Origin of the sequence: Streptomyces viridifaciens, assembly GCF_001888885.2 — a bacterium.
In the GTDB taxonomy this organism is placed as follows: domain Bacteria; phylum Actinomycetota; class Actinomycetes; order Streptomycetales; family Streptomycetaceae; genus Kitasatospora; species Kitasatospora aureofaciens.
Genome location: NZ_CP090841.1, coordinates 2,756,648 through 2,779,188 on the forward strand (window position 1 = coordinate 2,756,648; position 22,541 = coordinate 2,779,188).

At 72.1% G+C, this 22,541-nt stretch carries 19 protein-coding genes and 1 riboswitch; of the genes, 10 read left to right on the top strand and 9 right to left on the bottom strand.

What is annotated here, in order from left to right; genetic code table 11:
• Positions 1–137: 137 nt before the first annotated feature.
• Positions 138–632 carry a GNAT family N-acetyltransferase gene (locus BOQ63_RS19275; protein WP_072654681.1) on the top strand — a complete coding sequence of 165 codons (495 nt, stop codon included), beginning with the start codon at positions 138–140 and terminating at the stop codon, positions 630–632.
• 19 nt (positions 633–651) lie between these two features.
• On the opposite strand, the gene BOQ63_RS19280 is transcribed toward BOQ63_RS19275, so the two are convergent.
• The 3 genes from BOQ63_RS19280 to BOQ63_RS19290 form a co-directional block, all read right to left on the bottom strand.
• Positions 652–2,346 carry an ArnT family glycosyltransferase gene (locus BOQ63_RS19280; protein WP_150475994.1) on the bottom strand — a complete coding sequence of 565 codons (1,695 nt, stop codon included), beginning with the start codon at positions 2,344–2,346 and terminating at the stop codon, positions 652–654.
• A 160-nt stretch (positions 2,347–2,506) separates the two neighbouring features.
• Entirely contained in the window at positions 2,507–3,523 is a 1,017-nt protein-coding gene (locus BOQ63_RS19285) for a LamG domain-containing protein (protein ID WP_072654683.1), read from the bottom strand.
• 329 nt (positions 3,524–3,852) lie between these two features.
• Positions 3,853–5,067, bottom strand: coding sequence for a ricin-type beta-trefoil lectin domain protein (locus BOQ63_RS19290; RefSeq protein WP_072654684.1), 1,215 nt, complete (start codon positions 5,065–5,067; stop codon positions 3,853–3,855).
• A gap of 437 nt (positions 5,068–5,504) precedes the next feature.
• Between BOQ63_RS19290 and BOQ63_RS19295 the strand changes: the two genes are divergently transcribed.
• From BOQ63_RS19295 to BOQ63_RS19320, 6 genes are all read left to right on the top strand, one after another.
• Entirely contained in the window at positions 5,505–6,923 is a 1,419-nt protein-coding gene (locus tag BOQ63_RS19295) for a glycosyltransferase family 2 protein (protein ID WP_223886259.1), read from the top strand.
• Positions 6,924–6,928: 5 nt separating this feature from the next.
• Positions 6,929–7,999 (top strand): glycoside hydrolase family 26 protein, encoded by a 1,071-nt coding sequence (locus BOQ63_RS19300; RefSeq protein ID WP_063756533.1) that lies wholly within the window; start codon positions 6,929–6,931, stop codon positions 7,997–7,999.
• Positions 7,999–9,675 carry a glycosyltransferase family 39 protein gene (locus BOQ63_RS19305; protein ID WP_072654685.1) on the top strand — a complete coding sequence of 559 codons (1,677 nt, stop codon included), beginning with the start codon at positions 7,999–8,001 and terminating at the stop codon, positions 9,673–9,675. The genes BOQ63_RS19300 and BOQ63_RS19305 overlap by 1 nt, the downstream gene beginning before the upstream one ends.
• Before the next feature lie 79 nt (positions 9,676–9,754).
• Positions 9,755–9,880: riboswitch (cobalamin riboswitch) on the top strand.
• Between the two features lie 192 nt (positions 9,881–10,072).
• Positions 10,073–12,493 (top strand): ribonucleoside-diphosphate reductase subunit alpha, encoded by a 2,421-nt coding sequence (locus BOQ63_RS19310; RefSeq protein ID WP_046386042.1) that lies wholly within the window; start codon positions 10,073–10,075, stop codon positions 12,491–12,493.
• On the top strand, positions 12,493–13,509 hold the full coding sequence (locus tag BOQ63_RS19315) for a ribonucleotide-diphosphate reductase subunit beta (protein ID WP_030282239.1): 1,017 nt from the start codon (positions 12,493–12,495) through the stop codon (positions 13,507–13,509). Before BOQ63_RS19310 ends, BOQ63_RS19315 begins: the two co-directional genes overlap by 1 nt.
• Positions 13,510–13,591: 82 nt before the next feature.
• The gene (locus BOQ63_RS19320; protein WP_030282241.1) at positions 13,592–14,065 is read left to right on the top strand and encodes a hypothetical protein; all 474 of its coding nucleotides are present in this window, start codon (positions 13,592–13,594) and stop codon (positions 14,063–14,065) included.
• A 55-nt stretch (positions 14,066–14,120) separates the two neighbouring features.
• On the opposite strand, the gene BOQ63_RS19325 is transcribed toward BOQ63_RS19320, so the two are convergent.
• Positions 14,121–14,324: a DUF397 domain-containing protein gene (locus tag BOQ63_RS19325; RefSeq protein ID WP_454130455.1), complete on the bottom strand. Its 204-nt coding sequence runs from the start codon at positions 14,322–14,324 to the stop codon at positions 14,121–14,123.
• A 5-nt stretch (positions 14,325–14,329) separates the two neighbouring features.
• Entirely contained in the window at positions 14,330–15,190 is an 861-nt protein-coding gene (locus tag BOQ63_RS19330; RefSeq protein ID WP_072654687.1) for a helix-turn-helix domain-containing protein, read from the bottom strand.
• A gap of 227 nt (positions 15,191–15,417) precedes the next feature.
• Between BOQ63_RS19330 and BOQ63_RS19335 the strand changes: the two genes are divergently transcribed.
• The 3 genes from BOQ63_RS19335 to BOQ63_RS19345 all read left to right on the top strand — a co-directional run bounded on the left by BOQ63_RS19335 (position 15,418) and on the right by BOQ63_RS19345 (position 17,522).
• Complete coding sequence (locus tag BOQ63_RS19335; RefSeq protein WP_072654688.1) at positions 15,418–15,831, top strand: ATP-binding protein; 414 nt, start codon at positions 15,418–15,420, stop codon at positions 15,829–15,831.
• On the top strand, positions 15,828–16,103 hold the full coding sequence (locus BOQ63_RS19340; RefSeq protein ID WP_030282245.1) for a hypothetical protein: 276 nt from the start codon (positions 15,828–15,830) through the stop codon (positions 16,101–16,103). The genes BOQ63_RS19335 and BOQ63_RS19340 overlap by 4 nt, the downstream gene beginning before the upstream one ends.
• 189 nt (positions 16,104–16,292) lie before the next feature.
• A complete protein-coding gene (locus BOQ63_RS19345) occupies positions 16,293–17,522 on the top strand; it encodes a serine hydrolase domain-containing protein (protein ID WP_072654689.1) in 1,230 nt (409 codons plus the stop codon).
• Positions 17,523–17,633: 111 nt separating this feature from the next.
• On the opposite strand, the gene def is transcribed toward BOQ63_RS19345, so the two are convergent.
• The 4 genes from def to BOQ63_RS19365 all read right to left on the bottom strand — a co-directional run bounded on the left by def (position 17,634) and on the right by BOQ63_RS19365 (position 22,394).
• Positions 17,634–18,209: a peptide deformylase gene (gene def, locus BOQ63_RS19350; RefSeq protein WP_370863282.1), complete on the bottom strand. Its 576-nt coding sequence runs from the start codon at positions 18,207–18,209 to the stop codon at positions 17,634–17,636.
• Between the two features lie 105 nt (positions 18,210–18,314).
• Positions 18,315–19,301 (bottom strand): tetratricopeptide repeat protein, encoded by a 987-nt coding sequence (locus BOQ63_RS19355; protein WP_030282252.1) that lies wholly within the window; start codon positions 19,299–19,301, stop codon positions 18,315–18,317.
• A gap of 319 nt (positions 19,302–19,620) precedes the next feature.
• Positions 19,621–20,976 carry an HD-GYP domain-containing protein gene (locus BOQ63_RS19360; RefSeq protein ID WP_223885978.1) on the bottom strand — a complete coding sequence of 452 codons (1,356 nt, stop codon included), beginning with the start codon at positions 20,974–20,976 and terminating at the stop codon, positions 19,621–19,623.
• A complete protein-coding gene (locus BOQ63_RS19365) occupies positions 20,973–22,394 on the bottom strand; it encodes an HD-GYP domain-containing protein (RefSeq protein ID WP_051746764.1) in 1,422 nt (473 codons plus the stop codon). The genes BOQ63_RS19360 and BOQ63_RS19365 overlap by 4 nt, the downstream gene beginning before the upstream one ends.
• Positions 22,395–22,541 lie beyond the last annotated feature (147 nt).

Sequence of the window (22,541 nt, forward strand, 5' to 3'; positions counted from 1 at the left end):
GACCGGCTGTACGGCACCCTGCCCGCCGCCTCATTGCGCCCCTCCGCCGACCCGGCCACCCTCCCGGCATCCCCTTCCCGGGACCACCGAGAGCCCCCCGGATCCAAGGCCCCCCAGGGCTCCGGCACACTGGCCCGATGGACTACCTCATCCGCCACGCCCTCCCCCAGGACCTCGAAGAGGCCGGCCGGATCACCGTCGACGCCTTCGTCGGCGACGGCTTCACCGACCCGGCCGGCAGCTACGTCGACCTGCTGCGCGACGCCGGGCGCCGGTCCCGGGAGGCCGAACTCCTGGTCGCGGTCGACGCGGCGGACGAACGGGTCCTCGGCTGCGTGACCTTCGCCGTCGGCGGCACCGAGTGGGCCGACATCGCCACCCCGCGCGAGGGCGAGATACGGATGCTCGCCACCGCCGCCGCCTCCCGCGGCCGCGGCGTCGGCGAGGCCCTGGTCCGCGCCTCCGTCACCCGCAGCCGCGAAGTCGGCCTGGCCGGCATGGCCTTCTCCACCCGCCCGGAGATGACCACCGCCCACCGCGTCTACGAACGCGTCGGCTTCCGCCGCACCCCCGACCGCGACTGGGCGCCCTTCCCGGGGATGGACCTGATGGTCTACACCATGGCGTTCTGAACCGGCGCGTGCCCGACCGTCACGGCCGCTTGTCGTACCCGGGGGCCACGTAGACGGTGTAACGGCCGTGCTCACCGCTCTGCACCACGGTGGCCACCCGGTACCCGGCGGCCTTCAGCGTCGGCTGGATCGCCCGGTCGGTGGCGCCGGTCTGGGTGAAGTCCAGGACCACCACCTTCCACTCGTGCGCCTCGATCCCGGCCTGGATGGCGGGCACCCCGTTCTGCATCTGGCCGGTGGCCGGGTCCCGGCGGAACACCGCCACCAGGTCGTGCCACTGCTGCCAGTTGCTCCGCTTGCGCAGGTAGTAGGCGGGGACGTTGTAGTTCTCCACCAGGTAGCGGTCGTCACCCTTGACGATGTACGGCTCCAGCGCGGCGACGAACTCCTTCGAGTTCGACCATTCGCCGAACATCTCCCGGCCCTGGGCCGCGCCCTCCCAGGCCAGCGGCCCCACCAGCAACGCGGCGGCCACGATCCCGGCCGTGACGTGGAAGCGGCCCCGCAGCCACAGCACCGCGCGGGCCAGGATCGCGCCGACCACGACGCACGAGAACCAGGCACCGAAGTCCACGTGCTTCTGCAGCGACAGCCAGGTGTGGATGCGGATCTGGTTCACCGGTGCCAACAGGCCGGCCACCAGCAGCAGCACCGCCAGCCAGAACTCCGTCCAGGCCGCGCCGCCGCTCCGGCGCGCCCGCACGAGCTGCGCCAGCACCCCGAGCAGTGCCACCACCAGCAGCGGGCCCACCCAGCGGGCGGCCTCCCCCGCCACATAGGAGTACGCGTCGTGGCCCGGTGCGCGCTGGAGCGTGGTGTGGTTGAAGCCGTCGACGTACCGCTGACCGGCCGCCAGGGCCGCGGCGCCGACGGCCACCACGAAGGTGAGCAGGAGCAGCAGCCCGCGCCGCCAGCGCGCCCAGGCGCGCACCGGGCCGCCCGTCCCGGCCAGCACCGCGATGCCGCACACCACCGGCACCCACAGCAGCGCGGCGTACTTGGTCGCGCCCGCCAGGGCCAGCAGCAGCCCGGACCCCACCAGGCTGGGGTACCCGCCCCCGGTGGTCAGCCGCACCGCCAGGTAGCCGGCCCAGGCGAGGATCGCCAGCGCCATCGCGTCGTAGGTGGCCAGACCGCCCAGGAACTGGGTCGGGCCGAGCGCCGCGAAGGCCGCCGCCGCGCAGAAGGCCGCGAGCGAGCCGTGCAGCCGCCGGGTCGCCAGGTGGACGGCCACGGTCGCGGAGAGCATGAACGCCAGGCTGAGCAGCCGGGCGCCGTTCAGGCCGCCGACGAAGTCGGCCACGGCGACGACCACCGGGTAGATCAGCGGGGAGCCGGAGAAGAAGGTCTCGTACGTCGACACCGGAGTGCCGTGCCGCAGGTGCGCGATCTCCTGGTACCCGGAGTAGATGTAGGTGCCCTCGTCGATGAAGGCCGTGTTGCTGACGATCAGGTGGTACGAGAGCGCGCCCTGGAACAGCAGCACCGCCAGCAGCGGCAGCCAGTCGGCCCGCAGCGCCGGGCGGGGCGGTTGCGGCACCCGGGGCAGCCCGGGCTTGCGGCGTCGCCGGTCGGTCGGGGACGGCGGCGGCACCACCGCGGCCGCACGGTCGGGCCCGCCCGGCGCCACGCCTGCGCCCGAACGGGCCCCGGCGGGGCCCAGGACGGGCTTGCGGGTGGACTCGGGCCGTATCCAGCGACCGTCCGCGCTCATCAGTACTGCTCCTATCTGGGGCTCTGCGTCCGGATGCGCCCCCGGGGCGCGACACGCTCCGGGGCGTGCGTCAGCCGCCCCGCACTGCCGTGGCGGTGCGGGGCGGCGGCTCGACGTTCTCGGGCCGGACGGGCCCCGGGGCGATCGGCCCCGGGCCGGCTCAGCCGTTCAGCCAGGCGCCGGTCGGCGGGACCGACGGGGGCGAGCTCGGGCCCGCCACGATCTTGACGATGTCGGCCTCCGGCAGCACCTGGTTCCACACCTGGATGTCGGCCACCGCGCCGTGCCAGGGGTCGGACCACTGCCCGTTCGAGCTCAGCCGCCCGACCTGCAGGGTGTTGTTGCCGGACGGCTGCACCCCGGCCGACTTGGACGAGGACTGCGGGGCGCCGTTGACGTACAGGGTGAGCGTTTGCGACGGGTCGTCGTACACCCCGGTCAGCAGCACCCACTGGTTGACCGTCGCGTCGGCCTTGGACCAGGCGATCGCCGAACCACCGCCCGGGATCTGGACCTTGAAGTACCACTGGTCGTGCCCGTTGTTGTTGGCCCGCCCCAGCGAGTACGCGTAGTACTGGCCGTCACCCTGGCTGACCGCGCTGCGGTTGCCGTCGGGCTTGTCGACCAGCACCCGCGCGGACACGGTGAAACTCTTGCTCACGTCGACGACCTGGCCCGAGGTCGAGGCGAAGGAGTCCTGGCCGCTGGGCAGCTTGAGGACCTGCCCGGAGAAGCCGCTCATCGTCCCCGGCTGGGCGTCGGCGCCCAGGTTCAGCGCCGGGCCCTTCTTGGCCGCCAGGGTGCCGACGGTCGGCGGGCTGGTGATGCCCTTGACCGGCGGGGCGCTGCTCGTGGAGGAGGAGGGGCCGTTCGAGGCCGAGACGGTGGGGCCCGGCTTCTTGCCGTTGTCCTTCTCGTACAGCCAGAAGCCCGCACCGGCGCCGGCCACGACCACGACGGCGGTCACCGCACCGATCAGCTTGAGCCGGCGGCCGCGCTTGGCGGCCCGCTCGTTGCGCTCGGCCAGCGCCTCCCAATCGGGCGTGCCCGACGCGGAGTTCGACGGCGGAAAGCCGGACTGCTGCCACTGCCCCCCGGGCTGCTGAGGCTGGACGGGCTGCGCCTGCGGCGGGAAGGGTTGCGGCTGCGGCTGCGGCGCCACCGGGCCGGGCTGCACAGGGACCGCTCCGCCCGGCTGCGGCACCGGCGGTACCGGCTGCGAACGGGGCGTCATCTGCTGGGGTGGTTGGGCAGGTGCACCGGGCGGTGGCCCGAAGCCGGTCGCGGGGCCGAATGCACCGCTCGGAGGCTGCGGTGGCACACCGGTGGCCGGAGCGGCCCCCCCGGCCGGTGCCTGCTGCGGTGGCGGGTAGGGCTGCCCCGGCTCGCCACTCGGTACCGGTCGATCGCTCATGGCCGGAATGCTAGGGCATCGGCCCCCTCGCGCCCATGGGGGGTGCGCGGAGGAACCGCGGATCCCGACCGGATCCGCGGCGAACGGCCGTCTCACCCAACCCCGTTGTACGGGATCCTCCAGCGCTGCGAGACCACGTCCGCGCACGGGCGCAGCTGCGCCGCCGTGCCGTTCGCGAGCGCACCCCCTGCGGTGCCCAGGCACAGGCCCGAGTCCTGGTGCATCAACCGCCCTCCCGCGGTGGGCACCCAGCGCTGTCCGGAGGCTCCGGTACAGTCGGCCAGCGTGACCGAAGACCGGTCGGCACCCGGCGCCAGACAGGCCGCTCCCCCGCGCAGCGATCCGTCGTTGCCCACCGTCCAGTTGGTCGACGAACCCGGATCGCCGCAGGCCCCGACGCTCACCGTCCCGCCGGCCGCGCCGCCACCGCCGTGCCGCAGGCAGATCCCGGGCGCCCCGGCCGGGATCTCCCCGACCGGCAGGCCGACCCGGTTGTGGAAGGCGAAGGACTCGCTGCGCAGACCGGTGCCGCCGCTCCACACCTCGAAGCCCGCCTGCACCCGGCACAGGTAGGAACCCCTGGGAACGTACCCGCGGGCCATCGCGTCGGCGGTGAACAGCCGCAGGTTGAGGCCCCGGGTGGTGTGGGTCGGCGTGGTGCGCACATAGCTGATCACGCTGTGCGGGCCGGTGATCGGCGCCTGGAACACGTTGTACGCGGCGTCCCCGAACGGCTGGGCGTCGGTGACCTTGTCCCCGGCCGGGCGCACGCTGTCGGTGGCGTCCAGCCACACCATCAGCTCGGCGCTCTCGCCCGGCAGGCAGTTGTCCGGACTGGAGCCGTACCAGAGGTCGAAGGACAGGTTGAAGGAGCCGCTCACCCGGCCGTTGGCGTCCCAGTCGGCCGTAGCGTCGCCGAGCGCGCTGACCGGCACCGGCAGCCCGCTCGCGCCGGGGGCGGTGGAGACGTTCGGATAGGCGCCCGGGGCCAGCGGGTTCTTCGGGACGAAGTCGCGGATCTGCGACACCGTGAACCCGGTGTCGCCCACCGGGTCCACGCAGATGGTTCCCGCGGTGTTCCACGGGTTCGGTTCGAGGATCTTCGACCCGCCGTCCAACGCCAGCTTGGGGAAGGGGTCCTGCGGGGTCGGGCACAGGCTCACCGCCGACGCGGTGGCGGCCGGCGGCTGTTCCAGCGCCCCGACCGGGCCGCTGCACCCGGCCAGCAGCGCGGCGACCGCGCCGAACGCGGCGACCGCCCGCAGCCTCCGCGCCGCGCGCCCGGCCCCACCGACCTCGTTGTTCATCACGCTTCCCCGAACCGTCCTCGCCCACCTGGGCGGACAACCGTACACAAGTGCTCCGCAGGCACCTCCGTGCACATCACGATCGGAACTCGATATCGGTTCCGGATGGCCGACGGAAGAGGGGGGAGCGAATTCGCCGCGATCGGTCCCGTACGATCCTCGCGTCCCCCGCAGCCCGACCGGGCAACGGCCGACACGCGGGGAGGGTTCATTCCAATGACGGCTTCGGGGGAGTAGAGCACGTGACTGTCACCGAGAGCACGCGACTCGCGGGCAGCGGTCAACCACCCGTCTCACGTCGCCGGAGCCGGCGCGACCCGGCCGCCCGCAACCAGTGGGGCCTGCTCCCCCAACCGCCGGACAACACCGAGAAGTACCTCTACGCCCGCACCCACCTGTGGGTGCTGACCTGCTTCTCCCTCATCAGCTTCGGCTGCATGGTGGCCAGCGAGATCGGCCTGCTCAAGGCGACGCCGTGGTTCCTCGTCTTCGTGCCGCCGCTTGCCTTCACCGTCGTCTACTACCTGATCTCCCGCTGGGTGCACGGCTTCAACGAGACCTTCGACCTCGCGGCGCACCGCGCGCTGGTCAAGTCCTGGCGGCCCGAGCGCTACCCGACCGTCGACATATTCCTGCCCGTCGCCGGCGAGCCGATCGAGGTCCTGCACAACACCTGGACCCACGTCGCCCGGTTGCGCGACCAGTACCCGGGCGAGGTCACGCCGTACGTCCTCGACGACAGCAACAGCCCCCAGCTGGCGCAGATGGCCGTCGACTTCGAGTTCGTCTACGGCACCCGCAACAAGCTCGGCTGGTTCAAGAAGGCCGGGAACCTGCAGTTCGGCTTCCGCAACTCCGACAGCGACTACATCCTCATCCTGGACGCCGACTTCGCGCCCCGGCCGGACCTGCTGGACGAGATGCTCCCCTACATGGCGGCCAACCCCCGCCTCGGCATCGTCCAGTCCCCGCAGTTCTTCCGCATCCTCGACTCGCAGAACTGGATCGAGCGCGGCGCGGGCGCCGTCCAGGAGCTGTTCTACCGGACCGTCCAGGTCTCCAGGCAGCGCAACGACGGCGCGATATGCGTGGGCAGCTGCGCGATATACCGGCGGGCCGCCCTGGAGGAGAACGGCGGCACCACGCTGATCGGCCACTCCGAGGACGTGCACACCGGCTTCGACCTGCGCCGCCTCGGCTGGGACCTGCAGTACATACCCGTCGCCCTGGCCACCGGGGTCTGCCCCGACAACGTCGGCGGCTTCTTCAACCAGCAGTACCGCTGGTGCACCGGCTCCATGAGCCTGCTCGGCAGCAGGAAGTTCTGGCAGGCCAAGCTGCGGCCGGTCACCCGCGCCTGCTACCTGTCCGGGTTCTTCTACTACATCCACACTGCGCTGTTCACCGTCGTCTCGCCGCTCGTCCCGATCATCCTGCTGCTCGCCCGCCCCGACCTGGTCCGCTGGCAGAACACCGCGCTGGTACTGCCCGGCCTGATCTACGCGACGGTCATCTTCCCGCTCTGGCACCGCAACCCGTACCGGCTGGAGGCCTGGGCCGCCCGCATGATGTACGGCTGGGCGCACGTCTTCGCCATCTGGGACATCGTGCGCCGCAACCGGATGGCCTGGCAGCCGACCGGATCCAGCGGTGCCAAGAAGAACAAGACCCGCCGGTTCTGGATCGGCGTGATCGTCTGGGGCGGCGGGACCGCCCTGCTCTGGGTAGGGACCAGCATCTGGCGGATGCTCACCATGGGCCCGCTGAACTTCGCCCTCGTCCTCGCCTCCGGTCTCTTCTACGCCACCATCGTCGGCCGGGTCCTCGTCCAGCCCCGACCCACGGAAGCGCGGTGATCGACATGTCCGCCCAGCCCCGAGGGGCCGGCCTGCGGCGACTGGCGCTCCCGCTGCTGACCGCCTCACTGCTGCTCGTCACCGCCTGCGGCCCCGCCGACCCGGGCTTCGCGATGCAGGAGGACCTCGCCCAGCCCGCGCCGACCGCCACCGGCCCCGCCACCGGCCCCGGCGCCGCCCCGAGCAGCCCCACCAAGCCCAGGGCGCTGCCCACCGGAGTCCCCTACGACGTCACCCCACTGCTCAAGCCGGGCCGCAAGTACCTCGGCGCCGCCCTGACCGACGTGCCCGCCTCGATGGACGCGCTGCCCGGCTACACCTCCGCGATCGGCAAGCAGCCCAACGTCCTGGAGTACTACGCCCACTGGAAGGGCGGCTTCGACACGGCCGGCGTGCGCCGGATCTACGACACCGGGGCGCTGCCCTTCATGGCCTGGGAGCCGTACGACCACTCACTGGCCTCGATCGCGGCCGGCGACACCGACGACTACGTACGCGGCGTGGCCAAGGCCGTTGCCAAGCTCGACCTGCCCATCGCCATCAGCATCGCGCACGAGATGAACGGCGACTGGTACCCGTGGGGCCGCAAGACCGCCAGCTCCCAGGACTTCGTCGCGGCCTGGCGCCACGTCCACGACCTCTTCGACCAGGCCGGCGCGACCAACGTGATCTGGGTGTGGAGCCCCAACATCACCGTCCCTGCGCCCAACACCCGCCTCGCGCCGTACTACCCGGGTGACGACTACGTCGACTGGGCCGGCATGACCGGCTACTTCACCAACGACGGCCCCAAGACCTTCGAGACCCTGTACGGCCCGACCATGGCCGAGATCCGCACCTTCTCCAAGAAGCCCTTCTTCATCAGCGAGACCGCCACCGAACAGGGCAGACACCAGCGCGACTTCGTCGACCAGCTGTTCTCCGGGATGGAGGCGCACGACGACATCGTCGGCTTCATCTGGTTCAACATGATCAAGCGGGCGGACTGGCGGGTCGAGACCGTTCCGGACACCCTCGCCGCCTTCAGGAAACGCGTGTCCGCCCCCCGCTACGGCTTCGACATCCGGAACCCATGATGAGCACAGAGCCCGAGTTCTCCCCCGCGCCGAGGATCCCCACCCAGCAGACCCCCGGCACCGGCACGCCGGAGGCTGACCCGCCCGCGGATGCCCGGGCGGCCGTCGCCGTGGCCGTGGACAACCCCGACGCCGTCGAGCTGGCCCCGTACACCATCCCGCAGGTCCCCGCGATCGGCTGGGACCCCGCCTCCAGCCCCCGGCGCCGCTGGATCGCCCGCGGCCTGCTCGGTGCCGTCCTGGCCGTCCAGGCCGCGCTGTCGCTGCGCCTGCTCGCCGCCGCCCACCCCGACGAGGCCGCCGCCATGGTCGCCGGCCGCCAGCAGCTCGCCCACCTCCTGCACGGCACCCCGGTCACCACCGACCTGATCGACCGCATCCCCGGCTCGCCGTGGCTGTACCCACCGCTGGCCGGCGCCGCCGCGAACGCCGGCGGCATCTGGGGCACCCGGCTGCTCAGTCTCGGCTTCGGACTGCTCACCACGGTGCTGCTGTACTCGCTGACCCGACGGCTCTTCAACGAACGGGTCGCCATCTGCGGCATAGCCGCCTACGCCGTGCTGCAGTCCACCGTCGTGGGGGGTTTCTACGGCGCTCCCGAGTCCCTCGCCGTCCTCCTGGTCGCACTCGCGGCCTGGCTCACCGTTTTCACCGCCCGGCGCTCCCCGGCCCTGGCCCTGACCGCTGCCCCGCCCACGGCCCTGGCCTGCGCCGTCGCCCACTCGGCGGCGTTCGCCGTCCCCGCCCTGGTCCTCCTGGCCCTCGCCGCTGCCCGGCCGCACCGCCGGCCCGGCCCGGCCGCGCTGCGCGCCCTGCTGCTGGCCGTCGGCACCGTCCTCCTGCTGCTGCCCTACGGCCAGCTGGGGAAGGTCGCACACTGGTCCCCGTCGCAGGGCAACGCCCCCGGCTCGGCGGGCTCCATCCTGCTCGGCACCGTCCAGTGGGGTGGCCTGTTCACCCTCCTCGCCGTGGCCGGCACGGTCTCGTACGTCCGCCGCGAGCAGATGAACGAACACGAGTCACCCGAGGACAGCGACGCCGCCACCACCCGGGGCCAGCGCGTCCTGCTCGGCGCCGTGCTGACCTCCACCGCGTTGCTGATCCCCGCCGTCCACCTGTGGACCGGCACCTCGGGGGCGCTGTTCCGCCACCTCGGCTACGGCATGCTGCTCGCCGCACCGCTCGCCGGGGTCGGCCTCACCCGGCTGGTCGGAGCCCACTTCCGCCACCCCCAGCTGGGCATCCTGGTCTGGGTCGCGCTCCTGGCCCTGGGGATGGAGCAGTCCGCCCTGCGCTACCAGAACGGGCCCGACTCCGGCCGCCTGCTGGCCGTGCTGCGGGCGCACGCCGTTCCCCGGGGCCACTACCTCACCGAGGTCGACGGACTCGCCGAGTACTACCTCGGCAGCGTCAGCAAGCCCGAGCAGTGGGTCTCGGCGAGGGCCGGGACGGACTACCGCGACGGCGCCGGAACGCAGCACCACGGCACGGACGGCAGCACGGCCGCGATCCGGGACGGCTGGTTCACCATGGTCGTCCTCGACAGCACCGCGCCGGAGGCCACCGACCGGGCCCTGAGCGCCGCTCTGACCGCCAGCGGGCACTACCGGCTGGTCGCCCAATTCACCTCCCCGACCGGTGATTCGAGCACGTACAAGGTGTACCTGAAGCACTGACGGGCCACCCGGCCCGCCGGCACGCGCGACACGACAGGCACAACATATGGTGCCGCCACAGTCAGCCGGCACTACATGTATGCTCACTCCTGCTGTCGATGCAGGGGAACCCGGTGGGAGTCCGGGACTGCCCCGCAGCGGTGTGCGGGCGGCTCCAGCAGCTGTGCCCGCGAGTCCGAGTACCTGCCGACAGCGTGCGCCACGGCCCTCCCGCAGAGGCCGCGCCGGCACCCAGCACCACCCCTCCGGGCCTCGCGGGCGGGCCGGGGAGACACCTCGCGCGGCGCTTCCTCGCGTTCGCGCCGTGCTCCCCTGCCCAGATCGGCCCGGGTGATCCCGATCACGCCGCCGATCGCCGCCAGGAGAGAGCGCCTTGACCACCGCTGCCTCAGCCACCCTGCCCGCCCAGGGCACCGGCTCCGCCTTCACCGACCCGACGGTCTCCGACCCCGGGGGCGCGCTGCTGCGGCTGCTCACCGACCGCAGCGCCGACCTCACCGAGGTCGACCCCGGCCATGTCGCCGCCGCCGCGCTGCGCGGCCGCCACGCCGGCTCGGACTTCGCCGAGCTGCGCGGGCTGGCCGTGGACGCCGCCGCGTCGATGATCGCCGAGGACCCCCAGTACTCGAAGCTCGCGGCCCGCCTGCTCGCCCTGGAGATCGTCGACGAGGCGAACAGCCAGGGCTCGGTCTCCTTCTCCGCCTCGATCGCCGTCGGCCACGCCGAGGGCCTGATCGGCGACACCACCGCGGCCTTCGTCGCAAAGCACGCCGCCGCCCTCGACGCGCTGATCGACGCCCAGGGCGACGACCGCTTCGAGTACTTCGGTCTGCGCACCGTGCAGTCCCGCTACCTGCTGCGCCACCCGATCACCCGCAAGGTCATCGAGACCCCGCAGCACTTCCTGCTCCGCGTCGCCTGCGGCCTGGCGGTCGGCGACTCCGAGCAGTCGGTGCGCGAGGTCGCCGAGCTGTACGGCCTGATGAGCCGTCTGGAGTACCTGACCTCCTCGCCGACGCTCTTCAACTCCGGCACCCGGCACCCGCAGATGTCCAGCTGCTACCTGCTCGACTCGCCGCTGGACAACCTGGACTCGATCTACAACCGCTACGCGCAGATCGCCCGCCTGTCCAAGCACGCCGGCGGCATCGGCCTGTCCTACTCGCGCATCCGATCACGCGGCAGCCTGATCCGCGGCACCAACGGCAAGTCCAACGGCATCGTCCCGTTCCTGCGCACCCTCGACTCCTCGGTCGCCGCCGTCAACCAGGGCGGCCGCCGCAAGGGCGCGGCCTGCGTCTACCTGGAGACCTGGCACGCGGACATCGAGGAGTTCCTGGAGCTGCGCGACAACACCGGTGAGGAGGCGCGCCGCACCCACAACCTCAACCTGGCCCACTGGATCCCGGACGAGTTCATGCGCCGGGTCAACGCCAACGCCGACTGGTCGCTGTTCTCCCCGGCCGACGTGCCCGAGCTGGTCGACCTGTGGGGCGAGGAGTTCGACGAGGCCTACCGCAAGGCCGAGCTGGCCGGCAAGGCCGTCCGCACCATCCCGGCGCAGACCCTCTACGCCCGCATGATGCGCACCCTCGCGCAGACCGGCAACGGCTGGATGACCTTCAAGGACGCCTCCAACCGCGCCGCCAACCAGACCGCGCTGCCGGGCCGCACGGTGCACTCCTCCAACCTGTGCACCGAGATCCTGGAGGTCACGGACGACTCCGAGACCGCCGTCTGCAACCTCGGCTCGGTCAACCTCGGCGCCCACGTGGCCGCCGGCGCCTCGGCCGACGACCTGCTGGCCGCGATGGACTGGGAGCGCCTGGACGCCACCGTCCGTACGGCCGTGACCTTCCTCGACCGCGTGGTGGACATCAACTTCTACCCGACGGTCGAGGCCGGTACGTCCAACTCCCGCTGGCGCCCGGTCGGCCTCGGCGTGATGGGCCTGCAGGACGTCTTCTTCAAGCTGCGGATCGACTTCGACTCGGCCCAGGCCAAGCAGCTGTCGACGATGATCGCCGAGCGCATCATGCTCACCGCCTACGAGCGCTCCGCCGACCTGGCCGAGCAGCTGGGCCGCCACGAGGCCTACGGCGAGACCCGCGCCGCCCGCGGCGAGCTGCACATCGACCACTTCCCGTCGGCCGCCCCGCAGTGGGCGGACCGCTGGACGGCCCTGCGCGCCCGCATCGCCGAGACCGGCCTGCGCAACTCGCTGCTGCTCGCGATCGCGCCGACCGCGACCATCGCGTCCATCGCCGGCGTGTACGAGTGCATCGAGCCGCAGGTGTCCAACCTGTTCAAGCGCGAGACGCTGAGCGGCGAGTTCCTCCAGGTCAACCCGTACCTGGTGCGCGAGCTCAAGGAGCTCGGCGTCTGGGACCAGCAGACCCGCGACTCGCTGCGCGACGCCAACGGCTCGGTGCAGGAGCTGAACTGGCTCCCGGCCGAGGTCCGGTCGCTGTACCGCACCGCCTGGGAGCTGCCCCAGCGCGCGCTGATCGACCTGGCCGCGGCCCGCATGCCGTACCTGGACCAGAGCCAGTCGCTGAACCTGTTCATGGCGGCGCCGACCATCGGCAAGCTCAGCTCGATGTACGCCTACGCGTGGAAGGTCGGTCTCAAGACCACCTACTACCTGCGTTCGCGCCCGGCGACCCGCATCGCCCAGGCCGCCTCCGGTGCCGCCCGCGCCGCCGCGCCCGTGCCGGCCGGCACGATCCCCGTGGGCACCCCCGCCCTCACCCCGGAGCAGGAAGCCGCCATCGCCTGCTCCCTGGAGAACCCCGAGTCCTGCGAGGCCTGCCAGTAATGACTGCCGACGACCGCAAGATGCTGCTCGACCCCGGCTTCGAGCTGACCCTGCGCCCGATGCGCTACCCGTCGTTCTACGACCGGTACCGCGACGCGATCAAGAACACCTGGACCGTCGAGGAGGTGGACCTGCACTCCGACGTCGCGGACCTGGCGAAGCTCAGCGAGGGCGAGCGCCACCTGATCGGCCGCCTGGTCGCCTTCTTCGCCACGGGTGACTCGATCGTCGCCAACAACGTGGTGCTGAGCCTCTACAAGCACATCAACTCCCCGGAGGCGCGGCTGTACCTGAGCCGTCAGCTGTTCGAGGAGGCCGTGCACGTCCAGTTCTACCTGACGCTGCTCGACACCTACCTTCCGGACCCGGAGGACCGCAACGCGGCCTTCGCCGCGGTGGAGAACATCCCCTCCATCCACCAGAAGGCCCAGTTCTGCTTCAAGTACATGAACGCGGTCGACCACATCGAGTCGCTGCAGACCAAGGAGGACCGCCGCGCGTTCCTCCTGAACCTGATCTGCTTCGCGGCGTGCGTCGAGGGTCTGTTCTTCTACGGCGCCTTCGCCTACGTGTACTGGTTCCGGAGCCGGGGTCTGCTGCACGGCCTGGCCACCGGCACCAACTGGGTGTTCCGCGACGAATCCATGCACATGGACTTCGCGATGTCGGTCGTCGACACCGTCCGCGAGGAGGAGCCCGACCTCTTCGACGACGAGATGGCCAAGCAGGTCACCGAGATGCTGGAGGAAGCCGTCGCGGCCGAGCTCCAGTTCGCCCAGGACCTGTGCGGCGACGGTCTCGCCGGCATGAACACCGACTCCATGCGCCAGTACCTGGAGGCCGTGGCCGACCAGCGCCTGGCCCGCCTCGGGATGCCGATCCGCTACGGGTCGACCAACCCGTTCGGCTTCATGGAGCTCCAGAACGTCCAGGAGCTGACCAACTTCTTCGAGCGCCGGGTGTCGGCGTACCAGGTCGCGGTCGAGGGCTCGGTCTCCTTCGACGACGACTTCTAGGTCGATATCGTTCAGCGAACAGCGGAGCCGCCGTCATGGTGGCTCCGCTGTTCGCTACCCGATACTCAGGAGTAGCCCAGGCATGCCCAAGCTCCAACAGCGTGTGATCGACGGCCCGTTCGGGCCGATACAGGTCAGTCACGACCGCTGGCCGTCCGTCGTGGCGCGGGTGCAGGGGTCGGGGATGCCCACCGTCACGGTGGTGCCCGACCGCGACCACGGCGCGATGAACATCAACGGCCACAGCGTGCCGACCACCCGGAAGTCCCGCACCCGCACTGCCGTTGTCGGCGATCGCAGCTACGAACTGAGATCGACCAGCCTGCGCAGGGCGGAGCTGCGGCGCAACGGGGCGCTCATCGCCCACGCGCGCGGCACGTTCCGCTCGTACGCCCCCGGCCGCACCATCCCCGGCCTGGACGCGAAGGTGACGTGGTCCCAGGGCATCGACCCCACCGATGTGGCGGTCGGCCAGGCCATGGTGATCGCCTTCGGCGCCGGCGGCCCGGGTGCGGTCCTGCGGACCATCTTCTTCTGGTACGACAACCTCACCTGAGAACACCAGGGGTGCCCCGCACGGCCACAGCCCGTGCGAGGCACCCCCGGTTGTTTCAGTCGGTCGAAAACTCCCCGCACTTGACCCCCGCGAGGAAGCAAGCCCACGCCTCAATCCCGAACGACAGGACCGGCCCGTCCGGGTCCTTCGAGTCACGAACCGGCACAAGGCCGAGCACACCGTCAGCCACCTCAACGCACTCGCTCTGCGCACCGGAGAACGAGGACTTGTGCCACACAAGTCCCGAGAGCTCGTTCACAATCCTCAGACCTTCTCGCTCGCCATGCGCCCGATGAGCGCGATCGATTCATCACGGGGCAGCGACTCCGCCAACGCGCGGCGGAACAGATTCGCATACTTGAAGACTTCCTCCGGCTCCTCGATGTACAAGGTGCTGAGAAGGCTGTCGACGTACACCACATCCGTCTCCGTCACCTCCGGGAAACTGAGGATGGTGACAGGCCCGAAGAGCGCCGCGTGGATCGCCGACGCCTCTGGCAGGACCTGGACGTTGATATTGGGGCGCTCGGCTGAGGCCGCAAGGAACTCAAGCTGTTCACGCATGACCACCGGACCACCCACCTGATGCTTGAGCACTGACTCGGAGAGCACAGCCCACACACGCAAAGGCACGTCCCTTGCCAGGACCGACCGACGTTCCTGACGAACCTTCGTCAGCGTCTCGACCTGCTCAGCCGTCGCATCCTCTATCTGTGCCCGGACAACAGCCCTGGTGTAGTCCTCGGTTTGCAAGATTCCGGGCACCAGCAAGGTCTGAATGCTGTACATGTCCGATGAGTCGGACTCCAACGCGATGTAGTCCGCATAGAGCGGCGACAGCGTGTCCGAGTAGCGGTCCCACCAGCCACGCAGACGACCTTCGCGCGACAGAGCCTCCAGCCGACTGCGCGTATCCGGATCTGCCACTCCGTACAGGTCGAGCAGCAGCCGAAGGTCCACCAGCCGGATGCCCGACTGAGCGGCCTCGATCCGACTGATCTTGCTCTCCGCGCAGTCGAGTTGCCGCGCCGACTGGGCGATCGTCAGATCAGCGGCTGTCCGCAGCTCCTTGAGCGTTCGGGCCAGCCGCCGCTGCCGAACCGTCGGATTCCGGTTCACGGGCACGCTCGTGACCTCCTCACTTCTGTGATCTGCCCAGTCTGCCCCCCGCTGTCAGCCGACAACAATCTTTGATCACTTCCAAAGTGGGGACTTGCACTTTAGAAGTCCCCAGGAGCATGCTACTCAACGTAGTCCGCCAGTCGACACATCGTGATCATGGCGGGCTTTCACCGGGCATCCCCATGCCTTCTCCAGCGCTCTCACCTGCACACTCCAGAGGTGGCCCTGCCATGCGCGAACAGACCTGCTGGCTCCCCCGGCACCCCAAGTCCCCCCGCAACGCCCGCCAGGAGCTCCGCTCCTTCCTCCTCCCCCACCCCTTCGCCGAACCCCTCCTCCCCACCGGTGAGGTGATCCTCTCCGAGCTGGTCACCAACGCCGTCACCCATGCCCGCACCCCGCGCGGGCGCCTGATCTTCGTCCGGCTCCAGCTCCTCCCCCACGGCACCCTCCGGATCGAGGTGCACGACGCCGACAGCGAGAAGCCCACGCCCCACCCCTCCTCCCTCACCTCCGAGAGCGGTCGAGGCCTGTTGCTCGTCCGGGAGTTGGCCTCCGAGTGGGGCTGCTGCCCGCGCCGGGGCGGCATCGGGAAGTTCATCTGGTGCCACGTCTCCGCCTCGCCCGAGGCGGCCGCCGCGTGAGCGCCGTTCGGGCCGGGATCTCCGGGATCATGCTGCCGACCGTCTTCCCGAGCCTTGACCACGCCCTGCCCGTCCTGTGGGACCACGTCCGCCGGCGCCCGGTCCGCGCTGCCCACCGGGACTTCATCCGCCTGTGCATCGGCCCGGGCGGCGGCGACGGCGTCGCCGAGTGCCTCTCCCGCGGCGGCCGCTGGAGCGTCACCCTCTACATCGGCGACATGACCGACTGGACCGCCCACCCGATCACCATCACCACCCACCACGCCCCCTGAACTCTCCTGTCCCCGCCCGGCGTTCACGCCGGGCGGGGACGCCTCCCAGGGGCAGATTCTGATGAACCATCGGGGGTGTCTCAGGGGCGGGTCGGGGTTGATCCCGATACCGGACGGGCTCGCTCCCGATCAGGATCGGACACATCGCTGAGGCCCGCTCAGACGAGCTGATCCCACGGGGTGCCCCACATGAAGCCGTTCGCCCGTCGTGCCGCCGCCCTCGGTCTGGCCTGTTCCGCCGTCGTCGGCGTCACCGCCGCTTCGGGCGCCCAAGCCTTCGCCGCGAGCGGCACGGGCACGGGCTCCACCGCCGCGACGGCCTTCCCGGCCCTGGACCCCGCCGCGTTGCAGGCCGCCATCGAGACCCGGCCCTCGGACAACTCCTCCGGCGCGGTCGCCCTGGTCGCCGAGCCGGGCCAGGTGTGGAAGGGCTCCACCGTGGACAGCCAGACCGGCCGGAAGATCCCGGAGAACGCGCACTTCCACGCCGGCAGCATCTCCAAGGTGTTCGAGACCACCGTCGTCCTGCAGCTCGCGGCCGAGGGGCGGATCGACCTCGACCAGACCGTCCAGCACTACATGCCGGGCCTGCTGCCCGACACCTTCGCCCCGATCACCGTCCGCCAGCTCGTCAACTACACCAGCGGCCTGCCGAACGTGGACGAGGGCAAGCCCCCGGCGAGCGCCGACGAGACGATCGCCGACCGCTACGACTACCGCACCTTCGACCAGATCATCCAGCAGACCCTGCGCCCCGACGACGGCCGCCCGGCGCCCGGCCCGCACTTCACGCCCGGCACCGAGCAGGAGTACAACTCCCTCGGCTTCCGCATCGCGGGCAAGCTCATCGAGCAGACCACCGGCAACTCCTTCAGGGACGAGGTCACCGCCCGCATCCTGAAGCCCCTGCACCTGAACCAGACCTCGGTGCCGGAGGACGACCCGGAGATGCCCCGCCCCTACCTGCACGGCTACATGACCGACGACAACGGCCGGGCGGTCGACACCAGCGAGCAGGGCGGCGACCCGTCCAACATCATCTCCACCACGGCCGACCTCGACCGATTCCTGACCACGCTGCTCCAGGGCCGCCTGCTGCCCGCCGCGCAGCAGAACGAGCTGTTCACCCTGCCCAAGGACAACGAGGGCAAGCTCGTCCCGTTCGTCGGCGGCAGCTCCTGCAACAAGGTGGCCTGCTTCGGCGCCGGCCTGATGTCCACCCCGCTGCCGAACGGCACCCTGCTCTGGGGCAAGACCGGTCACGACGACGGCTACGCCAACGGCATGTTCGCCACCCGCGACCTGTCCGTCCACGCCGTGTACTCGACCTCCAACCTCGGCCTCGACTTCGGCGCCCCGACTCCCCTCGCCAACCGCCTGCTGACGGCGGTCCTGACCCCCTCGACCTCCCACAGCTGAACTCCCCGCACGTGCTGCCGTCGGCCAGCAGCCGCCCGGGCAGCAGCCGCCGGGACAGCACGAAGGCCGGTGCGGATCGCTCCGCACCGGCCTTCAACTCGCAAGCAAGCCCTACTCGTTCGGCACGGTCGCGTACTTCGCGGTGCCCTCGGCCATCTGCTTCAGGGCGTCCTTGCGGTCCCGCTTCGACAGCTTGTCGATGTAGAGGGTGCCGTACAGGTGGTCGGTCTCGTGCTGGAGGCAGCGGGCGAAGAAGCCGGTGCCCTCGACGCGGATCGGCTTGCCGTCCTTGTCGACGCCGGTCACGGCCGCGTAGTCCGGGCGCGGCAGCTCGGCGTACGCGGTCGGGACGGACAGGCAGCCCTCGTTGCCGTCGTCGAGGACCCGGCGGCGGTCGGCCGGGTACTCCTCCAGCTTCGGGTTGATCACGTGGCCGATGTGGCGCACGCCCTCGTCGTCCGGGCAGTCGTAGACGAAGACCTTGAGGTCGACGCCGATCTGGTTGGCGGCCAGGCCCACGCCCTCGGCGGCGTACATCGACTGGAACATGTCGTCGATCAGCGCGGACAGTTCGCCGTCGAACGCGGTGACGTCCTTGACCTCGCGGTGCAGGACGGGGTTGCCGACCACGGTGATCGGGCGCGCGGTGCCCTTGCTGAGGTCGGGCTCCTCACCGATCACCTTCACGGGGGCCTCGGACGCCGCCCCCTCCACCTCGTGCTCGTGCTCGTGGTCGTGCTGCTCCGCCATGTCTTCCGCTTCCATAGGTCTACGCGTACGTCACCAGGGTACTCAGCACACTTCTTCGAGATCCCGGTAAGCCCGGGTAGCGGGGGCGGCCGCGACCCAGCGGTCCAGCAGCACCCGGACCAGGTGCGCCGGGGCCGCGATCCCGCACTCGCGTTCGACCAGCCAGGACATCCCGGCCGCGCCGCCCTGGCTGAGGTGGCTGAGGTGCCCGGGGTGGGCGGCGTCGCCGTCGTCGTGCGGGTCGTGGTGGGCGACCACGCCGTCGTCCGAGGCCATCCGGCTCTCCGAGCAGGCGCGGCACAGCAGCCGTACCGAGGAGGTCCAGTCCTCGGCCGCGTACCCGGCCTCGGCGACCAGCCGCTCCAGGGCGTCCCGGTCGCCGGCGGTGGCGGCCTGCAGCAGCACAACGTAGGTCGGCACCGGGGAGGGCGCCCACAGCTCGATCTCGTCGAAGACGGGGTAGGCGACGCCGTCGGTGACGCGCTCGCCGTGCGGGGCGCCGTCGTGCAGCACCACCTCGCCCCAGCGGCGGCCGGAGGAGGGCAGCGGGATGGACAGCACCTCGATCCGGGCCGGGTCGAGCCGGCGGCCCCACACCACCTCGGACTCGCCGTCCGGGGAGAGCCGCACCGGGGTGGTGCCGAGGTCCAGGCTGACCGGGCCGTCCCCGCCGGGGCCGCCGGGCAGCTTCAGCCCGTACGCCTGCCAGGCGCGGCGGGCCAGCGGCCAGTCCTGGAGGGCGGTGGCGGTGATGCCGAGGTTCCACCAGTCGGGGGCGCCGTGCTCGCGGTCCAGCAGGGCGACGGCGCGCAGGCCGGCCGAGCGGGCCTGCTCCCAGTCGCGGCGGAACTTGTGCAGCAGGGCGAGGTTGAACCAGGAGTCGGACAGCCAGGGCTCCAGGTCGGCGGCCATCACCAGCAGGGCGCCGGCGTCCTCGTAGCGCCCGTCGCCGATCAGCGTGAAGGCCCGGTCGGTCGTCTGCCGCCAGGTGGCGGACGGCCGGTGCCGTGCCCGGTGGAAGATCCTCACGTTCGTCCCTGCCGTCGTCGTCCGCTCAAGTCCCGTACCGCCGGGCCCGTCCCGTCCTCGACGGAGTCCGGGTCCCGGGGGTCCCGGGTCGGTGTTCCACGCTACGACCGCATCCAACCACGCCCGCCCCCGCCCGCGCTCCCCACCGCCGAGGTTGGGGCCCGCCCCTCCCCAGCCTGCCCGCCGCGGCACGCCTCCTCAACCCCGGGCGGCCGCCGCTCGGCCGCACCCGGTGCCCCGGCGCGCTGGAGTACCGCACCCCGGCCCCGCCCCACACCGGCCTCACCCCGGCCCGGCCCCGGTCGCGGGACGCCCCGACTCAGCCCCGGCCCTGCCCGCCGACCCGGGCGAGCGCGTCCACCACCCGGGCGTCGTAGACCCGCCCGCGCCCCAGCCGCAGCACCTCCAGCGCCTCCAGGCGGCCCACCGCCTCGCCGAGGCCCCGGCCGCGGGCGGCGGTCAGCAGGTCGTCGTGGGCATTGGCGACCCGGATGATCCGGGCCGCGAGCGGCACCGGCCCCTCGCCGCCGGCCGGCCCCGAGCAGGGGTCGGCCAGTCGGGCGACCTGCTCGGCGACCTGCCGGGGCACCCCGGTGCGGCTGATCACCTCGCTGCCGAGCCGGGCGATGCGCTGCTGCTCGGCGCAGGACAGCAGCGCGGTGGCGCCGTCCGGCACCGGCTCGACCAGGGACAGCTGCCCGACGTCGTGCATCAGCGCCGCGTACTCCAGCAGGGCGAGCTCGCGGGTGCCCAGCCCCAGCTCGCGGCCGAGCGCGCACGCCGTGTCCGCGACCCGGCGCGCGTGCCCGTGCGGGGTGTAGCCGGCGACCTCGGTGGCCCGGGCCAGGCTGGCGATGGTCTGCCCGGTGGTGGCCCGCACCGCCGCGGCCCGCCGGAAGGAGATCTGGGCGAGCAGCAGCGGGGTGCAGAACAGCGGCAGTGCCCACAGCCCGACCTCGCCGGCCGCGAGGCTGACCAGCATCCCGGTGGCGACGATCGCCGAGCCGATGCCGAACAGCGAGCGCAGCTCGTCCTCCAGCGCGGCCGGGAACCGCAGTCCCGTGGCGGAGGCGCGCAGCAGCGCGGCCAGGGTCGCGTCGCAGAGCGCGGCCAGCGCGGCGACGGTGGTCAGGAACGCCCCGTAGGCGGGGCCCTCGGGTGAGAAGCGGTCGACCAGGCCGCCGTTGTAGAGCGGCTGGAAGACGGCGGCGGCGAAGCCGACCGAGAGCAGTCGGCGGGCGGCGCTCTCGCGCCGGGCCGGGTCGGCCCAGGGCGGCCGCCGGTACGGGCGCCCCGGCCGGTGCGGGGCGAGGCCGGGCAGCCAGCCCAGGAGCAGGCCGATCCCGGTGACGGCGACCACCTGGAGGATGCCGTGGGCGGTCGGCAACCCGCGCAGCGGCCCGAGCAGGGCGTACGCCAGCGCGCCGGCCGCGCCGATGGGCGCCTGCTCGCGGTCCCCCGGAAGGGTGATCCGGACGCACTCGCCGAGCGCGATCAGCGCGGTGAACGCCAGCGCGACCCGCACCTCTGCGACCCCGCGCACCGCGACCGCGCCGAGCGCGAGCAGCACCAGCGCGGCGGCGGCCGCGTGCATCGCCCGGGCGGTGCTCCCGCGCGCCGCACGGGCGCGGACGGTCCGGCCGAGGACCAGGGCCGCGCGCCCGGGGCCGGTCACGACTGCCCGGCCGCGGGGACGGTCCCGCCCTGGGCGGGGACCCGGCCGGGTGCGGCCCGCACCGGCTCGGGCACCCCGAGCGGGATGTCCGGCACGGCCCGTACGCAGTCCTCGGAGTACTCCACGGGCTGCCAGTCGTGCACGGCCAGCGCGTCGATCAGCGCCCGCACCATCACCGGGTCGAACTGGCTTCCGGAGCAGCGCTCCAGCTCGGTCACCGCCTCGGTGACGGGGCGGCCGCGCCGGTAGGAGCGGGTGGAGGTCATCGAGTCGAAGGCGTCGGCGACGGAGATGATCCGGGCGAACTCGGGGATCTGCTCGCCGGCCAGCCCGCTCGGGTAGCCGCGCCCGTCCATCCGCTCGTGGTGGTGCAGGATCCCGGCGTGGGCCTCGCCGAGGAAGTCGATCCCGCGCACCAGCTCGTACCCGTACACCGGGTGGATCTCCACCGCGCGGCGTTCGTCCTCGCTGAGGGGACCGTTTCTGCGCAGCAGTTCGGTGGCCACGCCGAGCTTGCCGACGTCGTGCAGGATCCCGGCGAAGCGCAGGGTGCGCAACCGCTCGGGCTCCATGCCGAGCTGAGTGGCGATCAGCACCGAGGCCCGGCCGACCCGTTCGCTGTGCCCGCGGGTGTACGCGTCCTTGATCTCCACCGCCTGCACCAGCGACTGCACGGTGGCCTGGTGGGCGTCCCGCTCGCGCTGGCCCTGGGCGAACACCCAGGCCGAGATGGACAGCGGCAGCAGCGCCAGCAGCGCGGCGAACGCCCCGTACGGGCCCTGCCAGAGCACCGCGACCATCAGCCCGCCGGCCGCGTGCACCAGCACCGGCAGCCCGCACACCGCGCAGGCTCCGCGCAGCACCTCGCCGGCCCGCCGGTCCTCGCTGAGCACCACCATGACGCCCACCACCAGCCCGTTGACCAGGCAGAACGTGGCGACGGCGGCGAAGCCGGGCAGCAGTGCGGCCGGGAAGCGGGAGCCGAGCAGCAGTTGCGGGCCGTGCAGCAGGTGGAAGGCGACGGAGGCGGCGAAGGCGCACAGGGCGAGCTGGGAGCCGTTGAACAGCTGGCGTCCGCGGCAGCCGGGGCCGGTCGGGCCGCCGAGCAGCGCGGCCGGGGCGGCGACCAGGGCGGCGGCGGCCGGCGGCAGCATCAGCACCCCGGCGAACAGCACCGGGAAGAAGGCGTTCACGCCGGGGCGGGCCGGGGCCCGTCCGGCGGGGACGGGGCGGCGCAGCAACCGGCGCAGCAGGACCGAGCAGGGGGTCGGCAGGCCCTGGGCGAGCGACTCCCAGCAGCCGTGCAGGAAGCCCAGCAGCCCTACCTTGGGCCAGTCCACCGGGTGGCCGAGCCACTGCGGCACCCCGGGCGCGACGGCCTGGGGCAGCAGCGGCAGCAGGCAGCACAGCGCCGCCACCGGAACGGTCGTCAGGTAGCGGGCCGCCCCCCGCGGCAGGGCCGCGCCTCCACTGTCGGTAGCGATCTCGACCTCCCCGCGTCCGGGCCCCGTGTTGCCTCAGCGCGCCGGGGCAACCGGCGGTGAGCGTCCGTCAGGAGGATAGGC